This is a genomic window from Nocardioides sp. (genome assembly GCF_030019515.1).
In the GTDB taxonomy this organism is placed as follows: Bacteria; Actinomycetota; Actinomycetes; order Propionibacteriales; family Nocardioidaceae; genus Nocardioides.
Genome location: NZ_JASEEQ010000001.1, coordinates 242733 through 260722, shown reverse-complemented (window position 1 = coordinate 260722; position 17990 = coordinate 242733). Strand labels below are relative to the sequence as shown.

The 17990-nt window shown below is 73.3% G+C and carries 17 protein-coding genes and 1 riboswitch; of the genes, 14 read left to right on the top strand and 3 right to left on the bottom strand.

The window, feature by feature from the left end:
- Positions 1-33: 33 nt before the first annotated feature.
- Positions 34-981, top strand: a complete 948-nt coding sequence (locus tag QMC84_RS01265; protein ID WP_300370924.1) for a hypothetical protein — start codon at positions 34-36, stop codon at positions 979-981.
- On the opposite strand, the gene QMC84_RS01260 is transcribed toward QMC84_RS01265, so the two are convergent.
- From QMC84_RS01260 to QMC84_RS01250, 3 genes are read right to left on the bottom strand one after another with little or no spacing between them, the layout of a single operon-like run.
- A complete protein-coding gene (locus QMC84_RS01260) occupies positions 947-1996 on the bottom strand; it encodes a hypothetical protein (RefSeq protein WP_300370921.1) in 1050 nt (349 codons plus the stop codon). The genes QMC84_RS01265 and QMC84_RS01260 overlap by 35 nt on opposite strands.
- A gap of 51 nt (positions 1997-2047) precedes the next feature.
- Positions 2048-3286: a DUF1501 domain-containing protein gene (locus QMC84_RS01255; RefSeq protein WP_300370918.1), complete on the bottom strand. Its 1239-nt coding sequence runs from the start codon at positions 3284-3286 to the stop codon at positions 2048-2050.
- A gap of 4 nt (positions 3287-3290) precedes the next feature.
- The gene (locus tag QMC84_RS01250; protein ID WP_300370915.1) at positions 3291-4877 is read right to left on the bottom strand and encodes a DUF1800 domain-containing protein; all 1587 of its coding nucleotides are present in this window, start codon (positions 4875-4877) and stop codon (positions 3291-3293) included.
- A 218-nt stretch (positions 4878-5095) separates the two neighbouring features.
- Between QMC84_RS01250 and QMC84_RS01245 the strand changes: the two genes are divergently transcribed.
- The 13 genes from QMC84_RS01245 to QMC84_RS01185 all read left to right on the top strand — a co-directional run bounded on the left by QMC84_RS01245 (position 5096) and on the right by QMC84_RS01185 (position 17953).
- The gene (locus QMC84_RS01245; protein WP_300370912.1) at positions 5096-6451 is read left to right on the top strand and encodes a hemolysin family protein; all 1356 of its coding nucleotides are present in this window, start codon (positions 5096-5098) and stop codon (positions 6449-6451) included.
- Positions 6448-7497, top strand: a complete 1050-nt coding sequence (locus QMC84_RS01240; RefSeq protein WP_300370909.1) for a hemolysin family protein — start codon at positions 6448-6450, stop codon at positions 7495-7497. The genes QMC84_RS01245 and QMC84_RS01240 overlap by 4 nt, the downstream gene beginning before the upstream one ends.
- A gap of 84 nt (positions 7498-7581) precedes the next feature.
- On the top strand, positions 7582-8184 hold the full coding sequence (locus tag QMC84_RS01235) for a CDP-alcohol phosphatidyltransferase family protein (protein WP_300370905.1): 603 nt from the start codon (positions 7582-7584) through the stop codon (positions 8182-8184).
- Positions 8177-9037, top strand: coding sequence for a DUF881 domain-containing protein (locus tag QMC84_RS01230; RefSeq protein ID WP_300370902.1), 861 nt, complete (start codon positions 8177-8179; stop codon positions 9035-9037). The genes QMC84_RS01235 and QMC84_RS01230 overlap by 8 nt, the downstream gene beginning before the upstream one ends.
- Complete coding sequence (locus tag QMC84_RS01225; protein WP_011756159.1) at positions 9034-9366, top strand: DUF1290 domain-containing protein; 333 nt, start codon at positions 9034-9036, stop codon at positions 9364-9366. Before QMC84_RS01230 ends, QMC84_RS01225 begins: the two co-directional genes overlap by 4 nt.
- Positions 9359-10096 (top strand): DUF881 domain-containing protein, encoded by a 738-nt coding sequence (locus QMC84_RS01220; protein WP_300370893.1) that lies wholly within the window; start codon positions 9359-9361, stop codon positions 10094-10096. The genes QMC84_RS01225 and QMC84_RS01220 overlap by 8 nt, the downstream gene beginning before the upstream one ends.
- A gap of 59 nt (positions 10097-10155) precedes the next feature.
- Positions 10156-10542 (top strand): glycine cleavage system protein GcvH, encoded by a 387-nt coding sequence (gene gcvH / locus QMC84_RS01215; protein WP_300370890.1) that lies wholly within the window; start codon positions 10156-10158, stop codon positions 10540-10542.
- A gap of 146 nt (positions 10543-10688) precedes the next feature.
- Entirely contained in the window at positions 10689-11222 is a 534-nt protein-coding gene (locus tag QMC84_RS01210; protein WP_300370887.1) for an FHA domain-containing protein, read from the top strand.
- A gap of 8 nt (positions 11223-11230) precedes the next feature.
- On the top strand, positions 11231-11971 hold the full coding sequence (locus QMC84_RS01205) for a MerR family transcriptional regulator (protein WP_300370884.1): 741 nt from the start codon (positions 11231-11233) through the stop codon (positions 11969-11971).
- 164 nt (positions 11972-12135) lie between these two features.
- Positions 12136-12612 carry a bifunctional nuclease family protein gene (locus QMC84_RS01200; protein WP_300370881.1) on the top strand — a complete coding sequence of 159 codons (477 nt, stop codon included), beginning with the start codon at positions 12136-12138 and terminating at the stop codon, positions 12610-12612.
- A gap of 299 nt (positions 12613-12911) precedes the next feature.
- On the top strand, positions 12912-13472 hold the full coding sequence (locus tag QMC84_RS01195) for a MerR family transcriptional regulator (protein WP_366145730.1): 561 nt from the start codon (positions 12912-12914) through the stop codon (positions 13470-13472).
- A gap of 74 nt (positions 13473-13546) precedes the next feature.
- Positions 13547-13641, top strand: a riboswitch (glycine riboswitch).
- A gap of 68 nt (positions 13642-13709) precedes the next feature.
- Positions 13710-16610 (top strand): aminomethyl-transferring glycine dehydrogenase, encoded by a 2901-nt coding sequence (gene gcvP, locus QMC84_RS01190; protein WP_300370876.1) that lies wholly within the window; start codon positions 13710-13712, stop codon positions 16608-16610.
- On the top strand, positions 16607-17953 hold the full coding sequence (locus QMC84_RS01185) for a serine hydrolase domain-containing protein (protein ID WP_300370873.1): 1347 nt from the start codon (positions 16607-16609) through the stop codon (positions 17951-17953). Before gcvP ends, QMC84_RS01185 begins: the two co-directional genes overlap by 4 nt.
- The last annotated feature ends 37 nt before the right edge of the window (positions 17954-17990 follow it).

Here is a 17990-nt window from a genome sequence, read left to right as displayed (position 1 = left end):
GACCGGCGCGGCAGGCTCGGTGTGGGAGGTCCCATGTCGATCACCGAGCTCGTCGCAGCAGCGGCCCGGGCGCCGTCGTCCCACAACACGCAGCCCTGGCGCTGGGTCGCGTCCGCGGACGGGCGCCGGATCGAGCTGTACGCCGATCGCAGCCAGGCCCTCCCGGTCAACGACCCGCGCGGCCGCGAGCTGGTGATCAGCTGCGGCGCCGCACTGTTCGCGCTGCGGGTGGCGGCCGCCCAGGACGGCACCGGCGCACTCGTCGAGCCGTTCCCGGACGCCGACCCCGACCACCTCGCGACCGTCCACCTCACGGGCGCGCCCGGCGACGAGGCCGCGCTGTACGGCGCGCTCGCCGCCCGTCGTACCCACCACGGGCCGTTCGTCCGGGCGTCGATCACCCCGGACACGCTGGCCGCGCTGCGGGCGGCCGTGCAGACCGAGGGGGCGTGCCTGCACGTCATGGACGCGCTCCAGCGCGACTCGGTGGCCGGCCTGGTCGCCGAGGGGGACCGGGTCCTGTGGTGCGACCGCGGCTGGCGGCGGGAGCTGGCCCGGTGGCTCCGGACCCGGCGCAGCGGGGACGGGCTGACCGTCTCGACGGCCGCGCTGGTGCCGACCCGGTTCGCGGTCGCCCACCTCGACCTCGGCCGGCGCCGGGGTGTCGCGAACGCCCGGCTGGTCGAGGACGCCCCGGCGGTGGTCGTGCTCGGCACGCACGAGGACGAGCCGGCGGACTGGCTGCGGGCCGGCCAGGCCCTGGAGCGGATGCTGCTGGTCGCGACGGCGGCGGGGCTGTCCGCGGCCTTCGAGAACCAGCCGTGCGAGGCCAGCCCGGCGCTGCGGTCCCGCCTGGGCGCGGTGCTGCACGGGCACGTCCCCCAGATGGTGGCACGCCTCGGCCCGAGCGAGCCGGCCCGGCCCACCCCTCGCCGGCGGGTGCGGGTCAGCGCAGGTCGGGGTGCGCCCGACCCGCGATGAGCGGCAGGTCGAGATAGGTCCGGATCCCGGGCTCCGCGGCCACGACGTACGGGACCGAGTTCACGCAGTGCATCGCAGTCGCGACCACCCCCGGGTTGCGGACCAGGCCCTCCTCGACGGTCTCCGGCTGCCAGCCCTTGATCGTCACGAACGCGTTCGGGTCGCCGCGCACCTCGACCTCGAACCGCTCTCCCTCCGGGCCGAAGCCCCAGGCGGGCTCCAGGTGCGCCTCGCCCATCAGCCAGTTCACCGCGATCCGGACCACGCACTCGTCGCGGACGAACGCCTCCCAGACGAACCGCTGGCCGGCGACCAGTCCCGGCTCGATGACGCCGATCGGCGACCCGATCGGGGCGGTCGCGACCGCGACCTCCTGGGAGGTGCGGATCTCGGCGCCGGGGGAGAAGCCCAACGCATCCAGGCACATCCGGACGGACTGGACGAAGCCGCCCGACAGCAGGCCGAGCATCGGGCCCCCCAGCGCCTCCTCCGGGCGGCCGCCGAACATCATGATGTGCCGGACGACGTCGGGCGCGTCGTAGGTGCGGATGTCGGAGAACTCCTCGCCGCGCACGAACCGGACGGCCGACGAGAGCGCCGAGAACATCAGCGGATGCAGCTCGGTGATGCCGCCCGGGATGATGCCGGTGCCGTGCAGGGTCGTCCCGCCCTCGGCGCAGGCCGCGGCCAGCGGCGCGCCGTCCTTCTCGGTCGGGTAGAACCAGCCGACCGGGGTCACCACGTTCTTGCCCGAGCGCAGCAGCGCGGCGACCTCGTCGCGGTCGGGGACCAGCGGCGCGTACACCACGGCGTCGGCCGGCAGGGCGAGGATCTCCTCGACGCTGCTGGTCGCGCGCACGCCCAGGGGCTCGGTGCCGAGGATCTCGCCGACGTCCCGGCCGTGCTTGCTCGCGCTGTGCACCCAGCAGCCGACCAGCTCGAGGTCGGGATGGAGCCGGATGCCCTCGATCGCCGCCCGGCCGACGCCGCCGGTGGCCCACTGGATGACGCGCACGGGCGACACCGTCGCAGATAGAACACGTTCTTGTCGACGGGTGTGCGCGCCTCAGAGCGAGGTCATCGCGCCCACCGGCTCGGGGGAGAACCGGGGGAACACCGCCGCCGTGGACGCGCCGAACCGGGTCGAGACGACCTCGGCGAGCACACTGCGGTAGTCGGTGGTGACGAGCAGGTCGGAGTCGAGGTCGCCGGTGAGCCCGGGCCAGGTGCCGTAGTACCGACCGCCCTTGACCCCGGCGCCCGCCAGGAACATCACGTTGCCGTAGCCGTGGTCGAGGCCGTGGCTGTCGTTCTCGACGACGCGGCGCCCGAACTCGCTGATCGTCACCAGCGTCACCTTGGCAGCCTGGTCGCCGAGGTCGTCGAAGAACGTCGCGATCGCGGCCGCCAGGTCGCGGGTGTTGTCGCGCAGCCAGCCGCGCTCGACGGTGCCCAGGTCGGCGTGCATGTCCCAGTCGCCCTGGTCGACGGTGATCACCTCGACGCCGACGTCGCCCCGGATCACCCGCGCCACCTCCGAGAGCGCCCGCCCGATATCGGTCCGCGGATAGGCCTTCGCGTTGTCGACCGCCGCGCGCGCGGGCGCGAAGTCGTCGAGCGCCGCGAACATGGAGCGCATCGCGGTCCCCAACGTGCTCGGGTCGTCGTCCCAGAGGCGGTGCAGCGAGGACCGGCGGCCCTTGGTGGTGTCCCACTTGTCGTCGCCGGGGATCCGCACGGAGTCGACGTCCCCGGCGGACATCACGCCCTGCGGCCCGTAGAGCGAGGTCGGTACGACGCCGCCGCCGACGTTGAAGCCCTGCAGCGGGGAGGGGCCGGGGTCGGTCCCGATCAGCCGGTTCAGCCAACCGGTCCGGACGTCGGAGCCGGGGTCGGCGTCCTCCACCTCCTCCATCGCGGAGAAGTGCGACCGGTTCGGCGCCGGGAGCCCGGTGGCGTGCACGGCCGCCAGCCGGCCGGCCTGCCAGAGCGGCAGCAGCGGCTCGAGCGCGGGGTGCAGGCCGAACATCGCGTCCTTGGCGAGCAGGGACGCGGCCGGGACCGCGATGCCCGGCCGGGCGCTGTAGTAGACGGGGTCCGCGTGCGGGACCACGAGCGAGAGGCCGTCGGCCGCGCCGCGCAGCGACAGCACGACCAGGACCGACGGGGCCGGGGCCAGCGCGGCCGCCGACGTCGTGATGGCCGCGGAGCCCACGACGGTGGTCGCGCCCGCGAGCGCCACGGCACCGGAGAACAGTCCACGGCGCGAGAGGCGCGCGAACTCGGCGCAGCAGGGGTCGGTCATGGGGTCACCGGGTCAGGAAGGCGGGGGAGTCGAGGAACGTCGTGAGCAGCCGCGGCATGTTCCAGCGGACCAGGCCGTGGTCGCGGGTGATCCGCTCGCGCGGTCCGACGTCGACGGCCAGGCAGCACGCCTCCAGCAGCTGCACGGTCGAGCGGCGGTGCAGGAGGACCTGCGAGAGGTGGTCGACCAGCAGGTCGAAGCGGATCGGGAACCGGGGCACCCACCGGGCCGGCGGGTGGTACGCCGCGCCCTGGGTCGGCCACCAGCGCCCGGCGAGGCTCAGGTGCACGTCCATCGAGGCCAGGAGCCGCGACGGCGAGGCCCAGGCCTCGTTGTCGACCGGCTGGCCGTCGGGCCGCGGCCAGTCGAAGGGCTTGGTGCCGATCCCGTCGACCTGCCAGAGCAGCGCGTTGGCGGCGTACTCGTCGCCGGCGTCGCCGTCGGGCGGGGCCGTGAGCCGGACGTCGAGGGCCCGGTAGGACGCGACCAGGTCCTCGCCCGGGTCCCGGACCTTGGCCCCCACAGCCCGGGTGAACGCGGTCGACGCGGCCAGGGCCCGCAGCACCGGGGCGATCGCGGTGTCGTGGTCGAGGTAGACCTGCGCGAGCTGGTCGACCAGGGCGTCCGGGGGGCTGTCGCTGATGAACTTCACCGCGAGCTTGCGGGCCAGCCGCCGGGCGGTGGCGGGGTGCCGGGCGAGGTGGCGGAGGTAGGCCTCGGTGACCGCCCGGCCGTCGGAGTCGGCGTTCGGATGGCTGAAGTCGATGACCTGCACCGGACCGGTCGCGTGCCACTTGCGGCGGTACTCGGGCTGGAAGGTGTCCCACATGTCGACGCTCCACCCGGTGAGGATCCGCGCGGAGGCCTTGACGTCGTCCTCGCCGTAGGCGCCGCGCCCGACCGTGTGCAGCTCCAGGAGCTCGCGGCCGAGGTTCTCGTTCGGGTGGGCCCTGGTCGAGTCGACGTTGTCGAGGCTGATCAGCATCGCCGGGTGGGTGATGGTCGCCTGCAGCAGGTCCGCGAAGCGACCCAGGGCCGCGGCCCGGATCGCGTCGCCGTACTGAGTGCGCCAGAAGCCCTGGGCGTCGCCGTTGACGGGGACGTTGAAGTGGTTCTCCCAGAACTCGGTCATCACCTCGAGCAGCTGGCGGCGCGAGCGCATCCGGCGCACCAGCACCCAGCGCTGGTAGTCGAACATGACCTCCCAGACGCCCTCGACACCCGAGCGCTGCCGCTGCCACAGCTCGGTGGCCCCCCGCGACAGGCTCGGCCACCACTCGCGCACCGCGTCGGTGCCCGGGTCGGTCACGGCGTCGGGGTCCAGCTGCGCCTCGAACCAGGCCCGGGCGCCGCCGGCGGCGCGCACCTGGTCGGCCAGGGCGGGCGTCACGCCGTAGGAGAACCGTCCGACCAGGTGCCGGCCCGATGCCCCGAGCAGCCGATGACCGCGGTAGCGGGCGGGGGAGTACGCCGACCCGGCGCGTGCGGCGCCCGACCCGGCCAGGACGGCGCCGACGGTGCCGGCGGCGACGCCGGACGCCGCACCCGAGACGAGGGCGCGGCGGGACGGGGTGGGGAGGGTCCGAGACATGGGGCGACCAGGCTAAGGCGGGACCGGGCCGCGACGGGAAGCTTCGGGGAATGTCGCGGCGCGGGTGGCGCCGGTAGAGTGCGGGGGCACCGGAACCCCGATCAGTGAGGACTCGACGCCCAGCTCATGGACGGCTCCCAAAGTCCCCGGCTCCCCCTGACCGGACTCAGGGGGAGCCACCACCCGCCTGACGCGGGTCGTGTCCGGGGAGTGCACCGATGACCGCGTGGCTGCTGCTCGCGGCGGCGCTGCTCCTGATCGCCGCCTGCGGCGTGTTCGTCGCCGCCGAGTTCTCCTTCGTCACCGTCGACCGCAGCCAGGTCGAGCGGGCTGCCGCAGCGGGTGACGCCGGGGCGAGTGGGGTGCAGGCCGCGCTGCGCAGCCTGTCCACGCAGCTCTCCGGGGCCCAGGTCGGCATCACCATCACCAACCTCGCCATCGGCTACCTCGCCGAGCCGGCGATCTCGGACCTGATCGACGGGCCGCTGCGCAGCCTCGGGACGCCGGAGCGCGCGATCACGCCGGCCGCCGTCGCGATCGGCCTGACGCTCGGCACCATCCTCACGATGATCTTCGGCGAGCTGGTGCCCAAGAACCTCGCGCTGGCCAAGCCGATGGCGGTGGCGCGCGCGACGCAGCGCTTCCAGCGCGCGTTCACGGCGCTGGCCCGCGGCCCGATCCGGGTGCTCAACGGCTCGGCCAACGCCGTCGTACGCCGCCTCGGCCTCGAGCCCCAGGAGGAGCTGCGCTCGGCGCGCAGCTCGACCGAGCTCGCCTCGCTGATCCAGCGCTCGGCCGACCTCGGCACCCTCGACCTGGAGACCGCCGAGCTGATGGAGCGCTCGGTCGAGTTCGGCGCCCGCACCGCGGGCGAGATCATGACGCCGCGGGTGCGGTCCAGCAGCCTCGAGGTCAACGACCGGGCCAACGTCGTCATCGAGCTGACGCGCGAGACCGGGCACTCGCGGTTCCCGGTGCTCGACGCCGACGAGAACGTCGTCGGCACCGTGCACGTCAAGAACGCCGTCGCCCTGCCCGTGTACGAGCGTGCGACCACGAAGGTCAAGCACCTGATGGCCAAGCCGATCGTGGTCCCCGACTCGCTGCGGCTCGACCCGCTCCTGGCCCTGCTGCGCAAGGACGGCTTCCAGCTCGCGGTCGTCATGGACGAGTACGGCGGCTACGCGGGCATCGTGACCCTCGAGGACGTGGTCGAGGAGATCGTCGGGGACATCGCCGACGAGCACGACCGGCTCAGCGCCACCGCGCGGCTCCAGCGCGACGGGACCTGGTCGCTCTCCGGTCTGCTGCGTCCCGACGAGGTCGAGGACGTCACCGGCGTCGTGCTGCCCGACCACGAGGACTACGACACGATCGCGGGGCTGGTCCTCCAGGTGCTCGGTCGGGTGCCGCAGGTGGGCGACCTCGCGGAGGTGAGCGTCCCCGACCGGTCCGACCCCGACGAGCCGCGCGAGCAGCTCGCCGTACTCACCGTCGAGCGGATGGAGGGGCTGCGCATCGACCGGCTGACGCTGCGGCTGCTCGACACGCCCACCCGGGGGGAAGGGTCGTGAACAGCCTCACCGCCATCGCGCTCGCCGTCCTCCTGCTGCTCGGCAACGCGTTCTTCGTGGGCGCCGAGTTCGCGCTGGTCTCCGCGCGCCGCACGCAGCTCGAGCCCCGTGCCGAGGCCGGCTCGCGGATGGCTCGCACCACGATCAAGGCCATGGAGAACATCTCCCTGGTGATCGGAGTCAACCAGCTCGGCATCACCGTCTGCTCGCTGGTGCTCGGCGCGGTCGGCGAGCCCGCGGTCGCCCACCTGGTCGAGCCCGTGTTGCACGCGGTGCACGTCCCGGAGGACTTCGTGCACCCGGTCTCGTTCGTCGTCGCCCTGTCGGTGGTCGTCTACCTGCACGTCGTGCTGGGGGAGATGATCCCGAAGAACATCGCCCTGGCGGGACCGGACCGGGCCGCGCTCGTCCTGGGACCGCCGATCTGGGGCATCGTGACGGTGCTCCGGCCGGTCGTCGTGGTCATCAACGCGATCGCGGCCGGCGTGCTGCGCCTGATGGGCGCCCGGCTGACCACCGAGGTGAGCTCGACGTACACGCGCGAGGAGGTCGCCGCCCTCGTCGAGGAGTCGCGGGGCGAGGGTCTCCTGGAGGCCGACGAGTACGACCGGCTCGCCGGCGCACTCGGGTTCACCGAGAAGACGGTCGGCGCCGTCCTGATGCCGCCCGACTCGCTGACCACCGTGGCCCGGGGCTCGACCGGCGCCGAGGTCGAGGCACTGTGCGCCTCGACCGGATTCAGCCGGTTCCCCGTCGTGGGCGAGGACGGGGGGCTGCTCGGCTACCTGCACATCAAGGACGTCCTCGAGCCGGACGAGGCCCGCCGGGCCCGCCCGGTCGAGGACAAGTGGATCCGGCCGTTCGCCCCGGTGAGCGCCGACGAGCCGCTGCACGGCGCCCTCGAGACACTGCAGCGCCGCGGCGCGCACATGGCGCGCGTGATCGACGACAAGGGCCGCACCCTCGGCCTGGCGACGCTCGAGGACGTGATCGAGGAGCTGGTGGGGGAGATCCGCGACGCCGCGCACTTGGAGGACCACCTCTGACGGCGTGCGGCTGCCAGCGATCCGGGCGCCGTGGCCGCTAAGGTTGGCGCGGCAGCACGACCCGGGAGAGCGGACAGGCGAGCAGTGGCGGACGACTCGACGCGCAACCGCGTGTGGACACTTCCCAACCTGCTCAGCGTGGTCCGGTTGGCAGGCGTCCCGGTGTTCCTGTGGCTGGTGCTCGGCCCGGAGGCGGACGGCTGGGCGCTGGCGCTGCTGGCGATCGCCGGTGTCACCGACTTCCTCGACGGCTACCTCGCGCGCCGGCTCGGGCAGACCTCGGCACTCGGCCAGATCCTGGACCCGGTCGCCGACCGGCTCTACATCCTCGCGGTCGTCGTGGGCCTCGCGCTGCGCGACGTGATCCCCTGGTGGGCGGCGCTGTCGCTGCCGCTGCGCGACCTCCTGCTCTGGGGTCTGGTGCCCCTGCTGCGGACCCGCGGCTACAGCGCGCTGCCGGTGCACTTCCTGGGCAAGGCGGCGACGTTCAACCTCCTCTACGCCTTCCCCCTGCTGCTCCTCGGCGACGGGGAGGGCACCGTGGCGACCCTCGCGAACGTGTTCGGCTGGGCGTTCGCCCTGTGGGGCATCGGCCTCTACTGGTGGGCGGGCATCCTCTACGCCTGGCAGGTCCGCACCCTGCTGGCCACCACCGAGCGGCGCCGGGCGGCGGTCCCCGATGCCTGACACCCCGGCCGCGGCCGCCGAGCGGGTCAGCACGCCGCTGCTGACCCTGATCACCCAGCAGTCCCTCGACGAGGACTACCGCCACGTCGCCGAGCGGCGGGCCGACCAGGGCGCGATGCCCACCCACCGCCGGCGGGTGGGGACCGCGACCGTGGTGGTGGCCGTCTTCGGCCTGCTGGTGACGGTCGCGGCCGTCCAGAACTCCCAGCGCGCCGGGGTGGAGAGCGCCAGCCGGGCGTCGCTGATCGCCAACATCGACCGCGGCCGCGCCGACGTGGCGGCGCTCCAGGAGCGCATCGTCGACCTCCGCGAGCTCGACGTCTCGCTGCAGGACAACCTTGTCGACGTCACGGCCTCCGCGCAGGGGGCGCTCGCCCGGGTCGAGCGCCTCGAGGCAGTCACCGGCTTCGGCGCCGTCACCGGCCCGGGCGTCCGGGTCACGGTCGACGACGCCGAGAGCTTCTCGGTCCGCGACCGGGACCTGCGCCCGCTGGTCGACGGGCTGTGGAACGCCGGGGCCGAGGCGATCTCGATCAACGGCCAGCGGCTCACCGCCCGCACGCCGATCCGCAACTCGGGCGCCGCGATCCACGTGAACTTCCGGCCGCTGTCGCCGCCGTACGTCGTGCTCGCCATCGGCGACCCGCGCACCCTCCAGGCCGACCTGATGGAGACCACGAGCGGCCTGACGTTCCGCGACACGGCCAGCCACTTCGGCTTCCCCTGGAAGATGGACAATGTGGACCGGCTCGCCCTCCCCGCGGCCCCGCAGCGCCTGCAGCGCCTGAGCTGGGCCGTCGAGGGCACCGCCAAGGAGAACCTCGTCAAGCGTCGGAAGGAGACACCGCCGTGATCGCCGCACTCGGGCTGCTGGTCGGGATCGTGCTGGGCGTGGTGTTCCAGCCCGACGTCCCGGCCGGCCTCGAGCCCTACCTGCCGATCGCCGTCGTCGCCGCGCTGGACGCGGTCTTCGGTGCCCTCCGTGCCTACCTGGACGGCATCTTCGACGACAAGGTGTTCGTCGTCTCGTTCGTCAGCAACGTCGTGATCGCGGCCGCGATCGTCTACCTCGGCGACAAGCTGGGCGTGGGCGGCCAGCTGTCGACCGGCGTGATCGTGGTGCTCGGGATCCGGATCTTCTCCAACGTCGCCGCCATCCGAAGGCACCTGTTCCATGCCTGAGGAGCAGCCGACCGGACGGCAGCGCCTGCTCCGCGCCCTGGTGCGGCCCAGCCGCAGCCAGGCAGTGGTCGCGGTGCTGCTCGCCGTCCTCGGCTACGCCGCCGTCACGCAGGTCCGCTTCAACGAGGTCGACAACACCTACGGCAGCCTGCGCGAGCAGGACCTGATCGACGTGCTCAACGGCCTGGCCGGCACCAGCCAGCGCGCCGAGGCCGAGATCGCCCGGCTGCAGCGCACCCGCGACGACCTGCTCTCCGACACCGGCTCGCGCGAGGCCGCCCTCGCCCAGGCCCAGCAGGAGGCCGACACCCTCGCCATCCTCGCCGGGCTGGTCCCCGTGACGGGCCCGGGCATCCGGGTGACCGTCACCGAGCAGACCGGCGTCGTCGGGGTGCAGAGCATGGTCGACACCCTCCAGGAGCTGCGCACCGCCGGCGCCGAGGCGATCCAGATCAACGGCCAGGTCCGGGTGGTGGCCGACACGGCGGTGGAGGACGTCTCCGGCGGGCTCCTGGTCGGCGGCCAGATGGTCACCTCGCCGTACGTCATCGACGTGATCGGGGAGCCGCACACCCTCGCCAGCTCGGGCATCGACTTCCCCGACGGGCCGCGCGACCTGTTCCAGGACGACGGCGCGAGCGTCGTGGTCGACGAGCTCGCCTCCCTGGACATCGAGAGTGTGGTCAAGCCCGAGAGACCGGAGTACGCCGAACCCGACGGCGCGCAGTAGCCTCAGCGCTGGGCGCCCGTGCGCCCTCGACCCCGGCACCGATCCCCCGAGGAGACGCCTTGTACCCCGACGACCTGAAGTACAGCACCGAGCACGAGTGGGTCCGCGAGCCCGGGGAGCACGAGGGCTCGGTCCGGATCGGCATCACCCACTACGCGCAGGACGCGCTGGGTGACATCGTCTACGTCTCGCTCCCCGAGCTCGGGTCGACGGTCGACGCCGGCGACACCTGCGGCGAGCTGGAGTCCACGAAGTCGGTGAGCGACGTCTACGCGCCGGTCTCCGGTGAGGTCGTGGCCCGCAACGACGCCCTGGACGCGACCCCCGAGCTCGTCAACAACGACCCGTACGGCGGCGGCTGGCTCTTCGAGGTGGTCCCGAGCGATCGCACCGGCCTGGACGCGCTGCTCGACGCGGCGGCGTACGAGGCCTCGCTCGACGCCTGACCGGTCCTGAGCGGTTCTCATCGATCCTCATCGGTCCTGAGCGGTCCTGATCGGTCTTGATCGGCCGGGTCGGGCTGATAGGTTCGGACCAACCGTCAACCTCAACCCGGCCCTGAGGGTTTGCCCCCCGACCGAAGGACAGACCGATGCCGTTCTGCACAGCGTGTGGCACGCAGAACCCCGACGACGCACGCTTCTGCTCCCAGTGCGGCACCCGCCTGGTCACCGCGTCGCCGCCGGCGGGCCCCGCCGCGACCCGGGAGCCGTCCGAGGAGTCGACGGCGACGATCGCGATCGGTCTCGGCGCCGACAAGGTCGAGACCTCCGACCGCCAGCTCAACGCCGTGGACGCGGCGGCCGTGGACGCGCTCCCGGCCGGCCACGCCCTGCTCGTGGTGCAGCGCGGCCCGGGGGCCGGCAGCCGGTTCCTGCTGGACGCCGACGTCGTCAACGCCGGCCGTCACCCCGACAGCGAGATCTTCCTCGACGACGTCACCGTCTCCCGCCGGCATGCCGAGTTCCACCGGTCCGGCGACACGTTCACGGTGAGCGACGTCGGCAGCCTCAACGGCACCTACGTCAACCGGGACCGGATCGACCGGGTCCAGCTGACCGACGGTGACGAGGTCCAGATCGGCAAGTACCGCCTCGTGTTCTTCTCCGGACACGCGGCGAGGTGAGCCGGGCCGTGTCCACCGCCTCGGGGGCGTCCTCGGCAGCGCGGGCGCGGATGAACATCGGGCAGGTGCTCGACCAGCTGCGCCCCGACTTCCCGGGTGTCACGATCCCGAAGATCCGGTTCCTCGAGGACAAGGGACTGATCAAGCCCGAGCGCACGGCGGCCGGCTACCGGAAGTTCTCCCACGCCGACGTCGAGCGGCTGCGCTACGTGCTGCGCATGCAGCGCGACCACTACCTGCCGCTCAAGGTGATCGGTGAGCACCTCGACGCGATCGACCGCGGCCTGGAGCCGCCGCCGATCGACCCGGTCGTGCCGACGGTGCCGCGGGTCGCGCTCGCGGCCGACGGCCTGCCCAGCCCGGCGTCGTTCACCCGGCGTGACAACGTGCGGCTCTCGCGCCGCGAGCTGGTCAAGATCGCCGAGATCACCGAGGACCTGCTCGACCAGCTCGAGCAGTTCGGGCTGATCGCCCCGCACCGCGGCACCGGCCACTACGACACCGACGCCCTGGTGATCGCGCAGACCGCGCGCGAGCTGGCCGACTTCGGCTTCGAGCCCCGGCACCTACGGGCCTTCAAGACCGCCGCGGACCGTGAGGTCGGTCTGGTCGAGCAGGTGGTCGCCCCCCAGAAGCGGGGTCGCGACGCCGCCGCGAAGGCCCGCGCCGAGGAGACCGTCAGCGAGATCGCGGCCCTCTCGGTGCGCCTGCACGCGACCCTGGTGAAGAGCGCGCTGCGCTCGACCTGACGGCCCGCCCGGCCGCCGCCGTCGGTTTCCCCGGGTACCCGGGGAAACCAGCACTGTTCGGGCGAAACTTCGGCCCAGAAGTACTGGTATTGGCCGACAAGTACGCCGGGGTGCGGGCCCCCGCGCCGCCGGGCCGGCTCTCGCGCCGGGGGTACTGTGGAGTGGTGCGCGAAGTCGATGTCATGGGAGTCAGGGTGGAGATGCCCTCGAACCAGCCGATCGTGCTGCTGCGCGAGGTCTCGGGCGAGCGCTACCTCCCCATCTGGATCGGTGCCGTGGAGGCGACCGCGATCGCCTTCGCCCAGCAAGGGGTGGTCCCGCCGCGGCCGCTGACGCACGACCTGCTCAAGGACGTGCTCGAGGCGACCGGCAACGAGCTGACCGAGGTGCAGATCACCGACGTCAAGGACGGGGTGTTCTTCGCGACCCTGGTCCTCGGATCCGGGGCCGAGGTGAGCGCGCGCCCGTCGGACTCGATCGCGCTGGCGCTGCGCACCGGCAGCCGGATCGTCTGCGCGGAGGAGGTGCTCGACGAGGCCGGCCTCGCCGTACCCGCCGAGCAGGAGGACGAGGTCGAGAAGTTCCGCGAGTTCCTCGACCAGGTCACCCCGGAGGACTTCGACGCCCCCACCGAGCCCTGAGCGCACCCAGGCACGGCAGCTGGCAGGGGAGCGCCGCACGGCGACCTGCTTGCGGGAGGTCGACCCCGGGTCGACCAGAACCCTAACCCTCAGCCAGAGGTTGAGGGTTGCGACACGCCGCCGGCATCTTTGACGGGCCTGCGGCGGGGGCCTACCTTGAAGTGTCTCTGTTGTAACTCCCACGCTGTGGTGCCCCCCTGAACGGGCCGCGCGGCACCTTCCCCCGGGGGCTACGCACAACGGAGTAGCTCACGGAGGACCGTGTGAACGAGAACGAGCAGCAGTCGGACCACGCCGAGGTGGCCCGCGCCGCCCACACCGCGGAGGAGCAGGGTCTGCTCTTCACCGACGACGTCTCTCCGCTGCCCAGCGACACCGGCTACCGGGGCCCGACCGCGTGCAGCGCGGCCGGCATCTCCTACCGCCAGCTCGACTACTGGGCCCGGACCGGGCTGATCGAGCCCACCGTGCGCGGCGCCAAGGGCTCCGGGTCGCAGCGGCTCTACTCGTTCCAGGACATCCTGCTGCTCAAGGTCGTCAAGCGGCTGCTCGACGCGGGCATCTCGCTGCAGCAGATCCGCACCGCGGTCCAGCACCTGCGTGAGCGCGGCACCGACGACCTGACCCGCGTCACGCTGATGAGCGACGGCGTCTCGGTCTACGAGTGCACCAGCAACGACGAGATCATCGACCTGCTCCAGGGCGGGCAGGGCGTCTTCGGCATCGCGATCGGCGGCGTCTGGCAGGAGATCGAGGGCACCCTCGCCGAGCTGCCCAGCGAGCGCACCGCGGAGCCCGAGGCGGAGCCGTCGCCCGGCGACGAGCTCGCCGCCCGCCGCGCCGCGCGCAAGACCGGCTGACGAAGACCGGCTGACCAAGACCGGCTGGCATCGACAGCGGTGCGCGCACCGGCTTGATAGATTGGGAGTGCTGACACTCCTGCACGGGAGAGTCCCCGGGTACTCTCCGGGGCGCCGAAGGGGCAATTCCTCCCCGGAACCTCTCAGGCCTCAGGACCGTGCGGGTCAGGCACTCTGGAGCACCACCCGGCGGCGCGACAGAGGGGGAGGCACCCGAACACCTTTCGAGGAGCCCCGATGTCAGACCTCCGCCCGCTCGCCGACCTCGACGACGCACTGCCGTTCGTCGACCGCCACATCGGACTTCGCCCCGGCGACGTCGACACGATGCTGGCCCGGCTCGGCTTCGACTCGCTGGACGCGCTGATGGCCGCGGCCGTGCCCGGCGGCATCCGCTCGGCCGACCGGCTGGACCTCCCGGCCCCGCTCAGCGAGGAGGCCGCCGCGCGCGAGTTGCGCGCGATCGCCCACGCCAACCGCCCCGGCGAGGCGATGATCGGCCTCGGCTACCACGCGACGACCACCCCGCCGGTGATCCGGCGCAACGTGCTCGAGGACCCGAGCTGGTACACCGCGTACACGCCCTACCAGCCCGAGATCTCGCAGGGCCGGCTCGAGGCGCTGCTCAACTTCCAGACGGTCGTCGGCGACCTCACCGGGCTGCCGGTCGCGAACGCCTCGCTGCTCGACGAGGGCACCGCCGCGGCGGAGGCGATGACGCTGGTACGCCGGGCGCACCCGAAGGCCACCGGCCCGTTCGTGGTCGACGCCGACGCGCTGCCGCAGACGATCGAGGTGGTCCGCACCCGCGCGTCCGGCCTCGGCATCGAGGTCGTGGTCGCCGACCTGACCGACGGCCTGCCCGCGTCGGTGCTCGAGGACGGGCTGTGCGGCGTGCTCGTGCAGTACCCCGGTGCGTCCGGCCGGGTGCTCGACCCGCGGCAGGTCATCGAGCAGGCCCACGAGCGGGCCGCGCTCGCCGTCGTGGCGGCCGACCTGCTCGCGCTCACGGTGCTCGAGTCGCCGGGCGCACTCGGCGCCGACGTCGTCGTCGGCTCGAGCCAGCGCTTCGGCGTGCCGCTGTTCTACGGCGGCCCGCACGCCGGCTTCATGTCGGTGGGCGCCGGCCTGGAGCGGCACCTGCCGGGACGCCTGGTCGGCGTGTCGGTCGACGCCGAGGGACGCCCGGCGTACCGGCTCGCCCTGCAGACCCGCGAGCAGCACATCCGCCGCGACAAGGCGACGTCCAACATCTGCACCGCCCAGGTGCTGCTCGCGGTCGTGGCGTCGATGTACGCCGTCTACCACGGGCCGGAGGGCCTGCGCGCGATCGCGACCCGCACGCACCGGTACGCCGCGGTCCTCGCGGCGGCACTGGGCCAGGGCGGGTTCCCGGTGGTCCACCAGAGCTACTTCGACACGCTGAGCGTGGTGGCGACCGGCCGGGCGGCCGAGGTCGTCACCGCGGCCCGCGCGCTGGGCGTGCAGCTGCGGCTGGTCGACGCCGACCACGTCGGGATCAGCACCTCCGAGTGCACGACCCGGTCCACCGTCTCCAGCGTGCTCAAGGCGTTCGGGCTGTCGACCGGCGCGGGCGACCACGCGGTCCAGCTGGACGCCGTCGACGCGGCGACCGGTGACGCGCTGCCGGACGCGCTGCGGCGGACCACGCCGTACCTCACCCACGAGGTGTTCGCGGCCCACCACAGCGAGACGCAGATGCTGCGCTACCTGCGCCGGCTCTCGGCCCGCGACTACGCGCTCGACCGCGGGATGATCCCGCTGGGCTCGTGCACGATGAAGCTCAACGCCACCACCGAGATGGAGCCGATCTCGCTGCCCGGCTTCGCCGACCTGCACCCGTTCGCACCCGCGGAGGACGCCCAGGGCTACCGGCAGCTGGTCACCGAGCTCGAGGGCTGGCTAGCGGAGGTCACCGGCTACGACTCGGTCTCGATCCAGCCGAACGCCGGCTCGCAGGGCGAGCTCGCCGGCCTGCTCGCGATCCGCGCCTACCACCGGGCCAACGGCGGCGAGGCGCGCAACGTGGTCCTGATCCCGTCGTCCGCGCACGGCACGAACGCCGCGTCCGCGGTGCTGGCGGGCATGCGGGTCGTGGTCGTGCGCTCCGGGCCCGGCGGCGAGGTCGACCTCGACGACCTGCGCGCGCAGTGCGCGGCCCACGCCGACGACCTCGCCGCGATCATGGTGACCTACCCGTCCACCCATGGCGCCTACGAGGAGACCATCACCGAGCTGTGCGAGATCGTGCACGAGCACGGTGGCCAGGTGTACGTCGACGGCGCGAACCTCAACGCGCTGCTGGGCTACGCCAAGCCCGGCGAGTTCGGCGGCGACGTCTCGCACCTCAACCTGCACAAGACCTTCTGCATCCCGCACGGCGGCGGCGGCCCGGGCGTGGGCCCGGTCGCGGTGCGCGCCCACCTGGCGCCGTACCTGCCCTCGCACGGCATGCACCCCGAGGAGGCCAAGCGCACCGGGATCGGCCCGGTCAGCGCGGCGCCGTACGGCTCGGCGGGCATCCTGCCGATCTCGTGGGCCTACATCCGGCTGATGGGCGCCGCCGGCCTGACCCGCGCGACCGCAGCCGCGGTGCTCTCGGCGAACTACGTCGCCGCCCGGCTGGGCGAGCACTACCCGGTCCTCTACCGCGGCCACGGCGGGCTGGTGGCACACGAGTGCATCCTGGATCTGCGCGGCCTGACCAAGGAGACCGGCGTCACCGTCGACGACGTCGCCAAGCGGCTGGTCGACTACGGCTTCCACGCACCGACGATGTCCTTCCCGGTCGCCGGCACGCTGATGGTCGAGCCGACCGAGTCCGAGGACCTCGGCGAGATCGACCGGTTCGTCGACGCGATGATCGCGATCCGCGCCGAGATCGACCGGGTCGCGGCGGGGGAGTGGACCCCGGAGGAGTCGCCGCTGCGCGGTGCGCCGCACACGTCGCGGGCCCTCGTCGGCGAGTGGGACCGCCCCTACTCCCGCGAGCTCGCCGTCTTCCCGACCGGCGTCGACCCCGACAAGTACTGGCCGCCGGTGGCGCGGATCGACCAGGCCTACGGCGACCGGCACCTGGTCTGCGCCTGCCCGCCTCTGGAAGCCTTCGCGGAGTGACGGTCAGCGACACGACGGCGCGGCGGCTGCTCGCCCGCGTCGCCCGGTCGCAGTCGACCGGGCGGCTGCCCTCGGTGGTGGCCGGCCTGGTGCGCGACGGCGAGCCGGTGTGGTTCGGGTCGTACGGCGGACCCGCCGTACCTGATCACGACCCGCTGGACGTGCAGTACCGGATCGGCTCCATCACCAAGACCCTGACCGCGGTGCTGGTCCTCCAGCTGGTCCGCGACGGCCGGGTCGGCCTTGACGACCCCGCCTCCGCGGTGCTCGGCGAGCTCGCGGGGCACCCGTACGCCGACCGGACGCTGCGCACCCTGCTCGCCCACGGCTCCGGGATGCAGTCCGAGCCCGCCGGCCCGTGGTGGGAGCGGACGGCGGGAACCTCGTTCGCCGAGCTGATGGCCGCCAACGACGGGTCCGGGGCGGTGTTCGGCGTCCACGAGCGGTTCCACTACTCCAACCTCGGCTTCGCCGTGCTCGGCGAGGTCGCCGCCCGGGCGCTCGGCACGAGCTGGTGGGACGCCGTCCGCGACCGCATCCTCGCGCCGCTGGGCATGACGCGTACGTCGTACCTCCCCGAGGGCGCCGCGGCGCAGGGCTGGTCGGTGCACCCCTACGACGCCACGCTGCTGGCCGAGCCGGCCACGGACACCGGGGCGATGGCCCCGGCCGGGCAGGTGTGGGCGACGATCACCGACCTCGCGACGTACACCGCCTTCCTCGGCGGCGGCCACCCCGAGGTGCTGCCGGCCGAGGAGCTCGCCCGGGCGTTCGCGCCCCAGGCGGGCAGTCCCGAGGACGGGCTGCGCTCCGCGCACGGGCTCGGCTTCCAGCTGTTCGCCGGCGGCTCCGGCACGCTGGCCGGCCACACCGGCTCGATGCCCGGCTTCCTCGCGACCTGCCTGGTCGACCTGGAGCGGCGCACCGGCGGCCTCGTCCTCGCGAACGCGACCACCGGCTTCTCACCGGCGGAGGCCGTGGTCGGGCTCCTGGAGGAGCTCGAGCGCTGCGAGCCGTTCCTGCCCGAGCCGTGGCGGCCGGCCGAGGCGGTCCCCGCCGAGCTCGTCGACGTGCCGGGCGTCTGGCACTGGGGCAACACCCCGGTGGTGTTCACGATGGAGGGGGCCGAGCTGGTGGCCCGGCGCAACGGGGTCGAGGCCTACCGGTTCGGCGTGCGTGCCGGCCGGGTCGTCGGGCTGTCCGGCTACCACGCCGGCGAGGAGCTGCACGTGGTCCGCCGCCCCGACGGCTCCGCCGGTCACCTCGAGGTGGCGACGTTCGTCTACACCCGGACGCCGTACGACCCGGAGGCCCCCATCCCTGGGGGCGCTCCGGGTCGCTAGGGCCGCTGCTGTGCCGCTGCTGGGCCGCTGTTGGGGG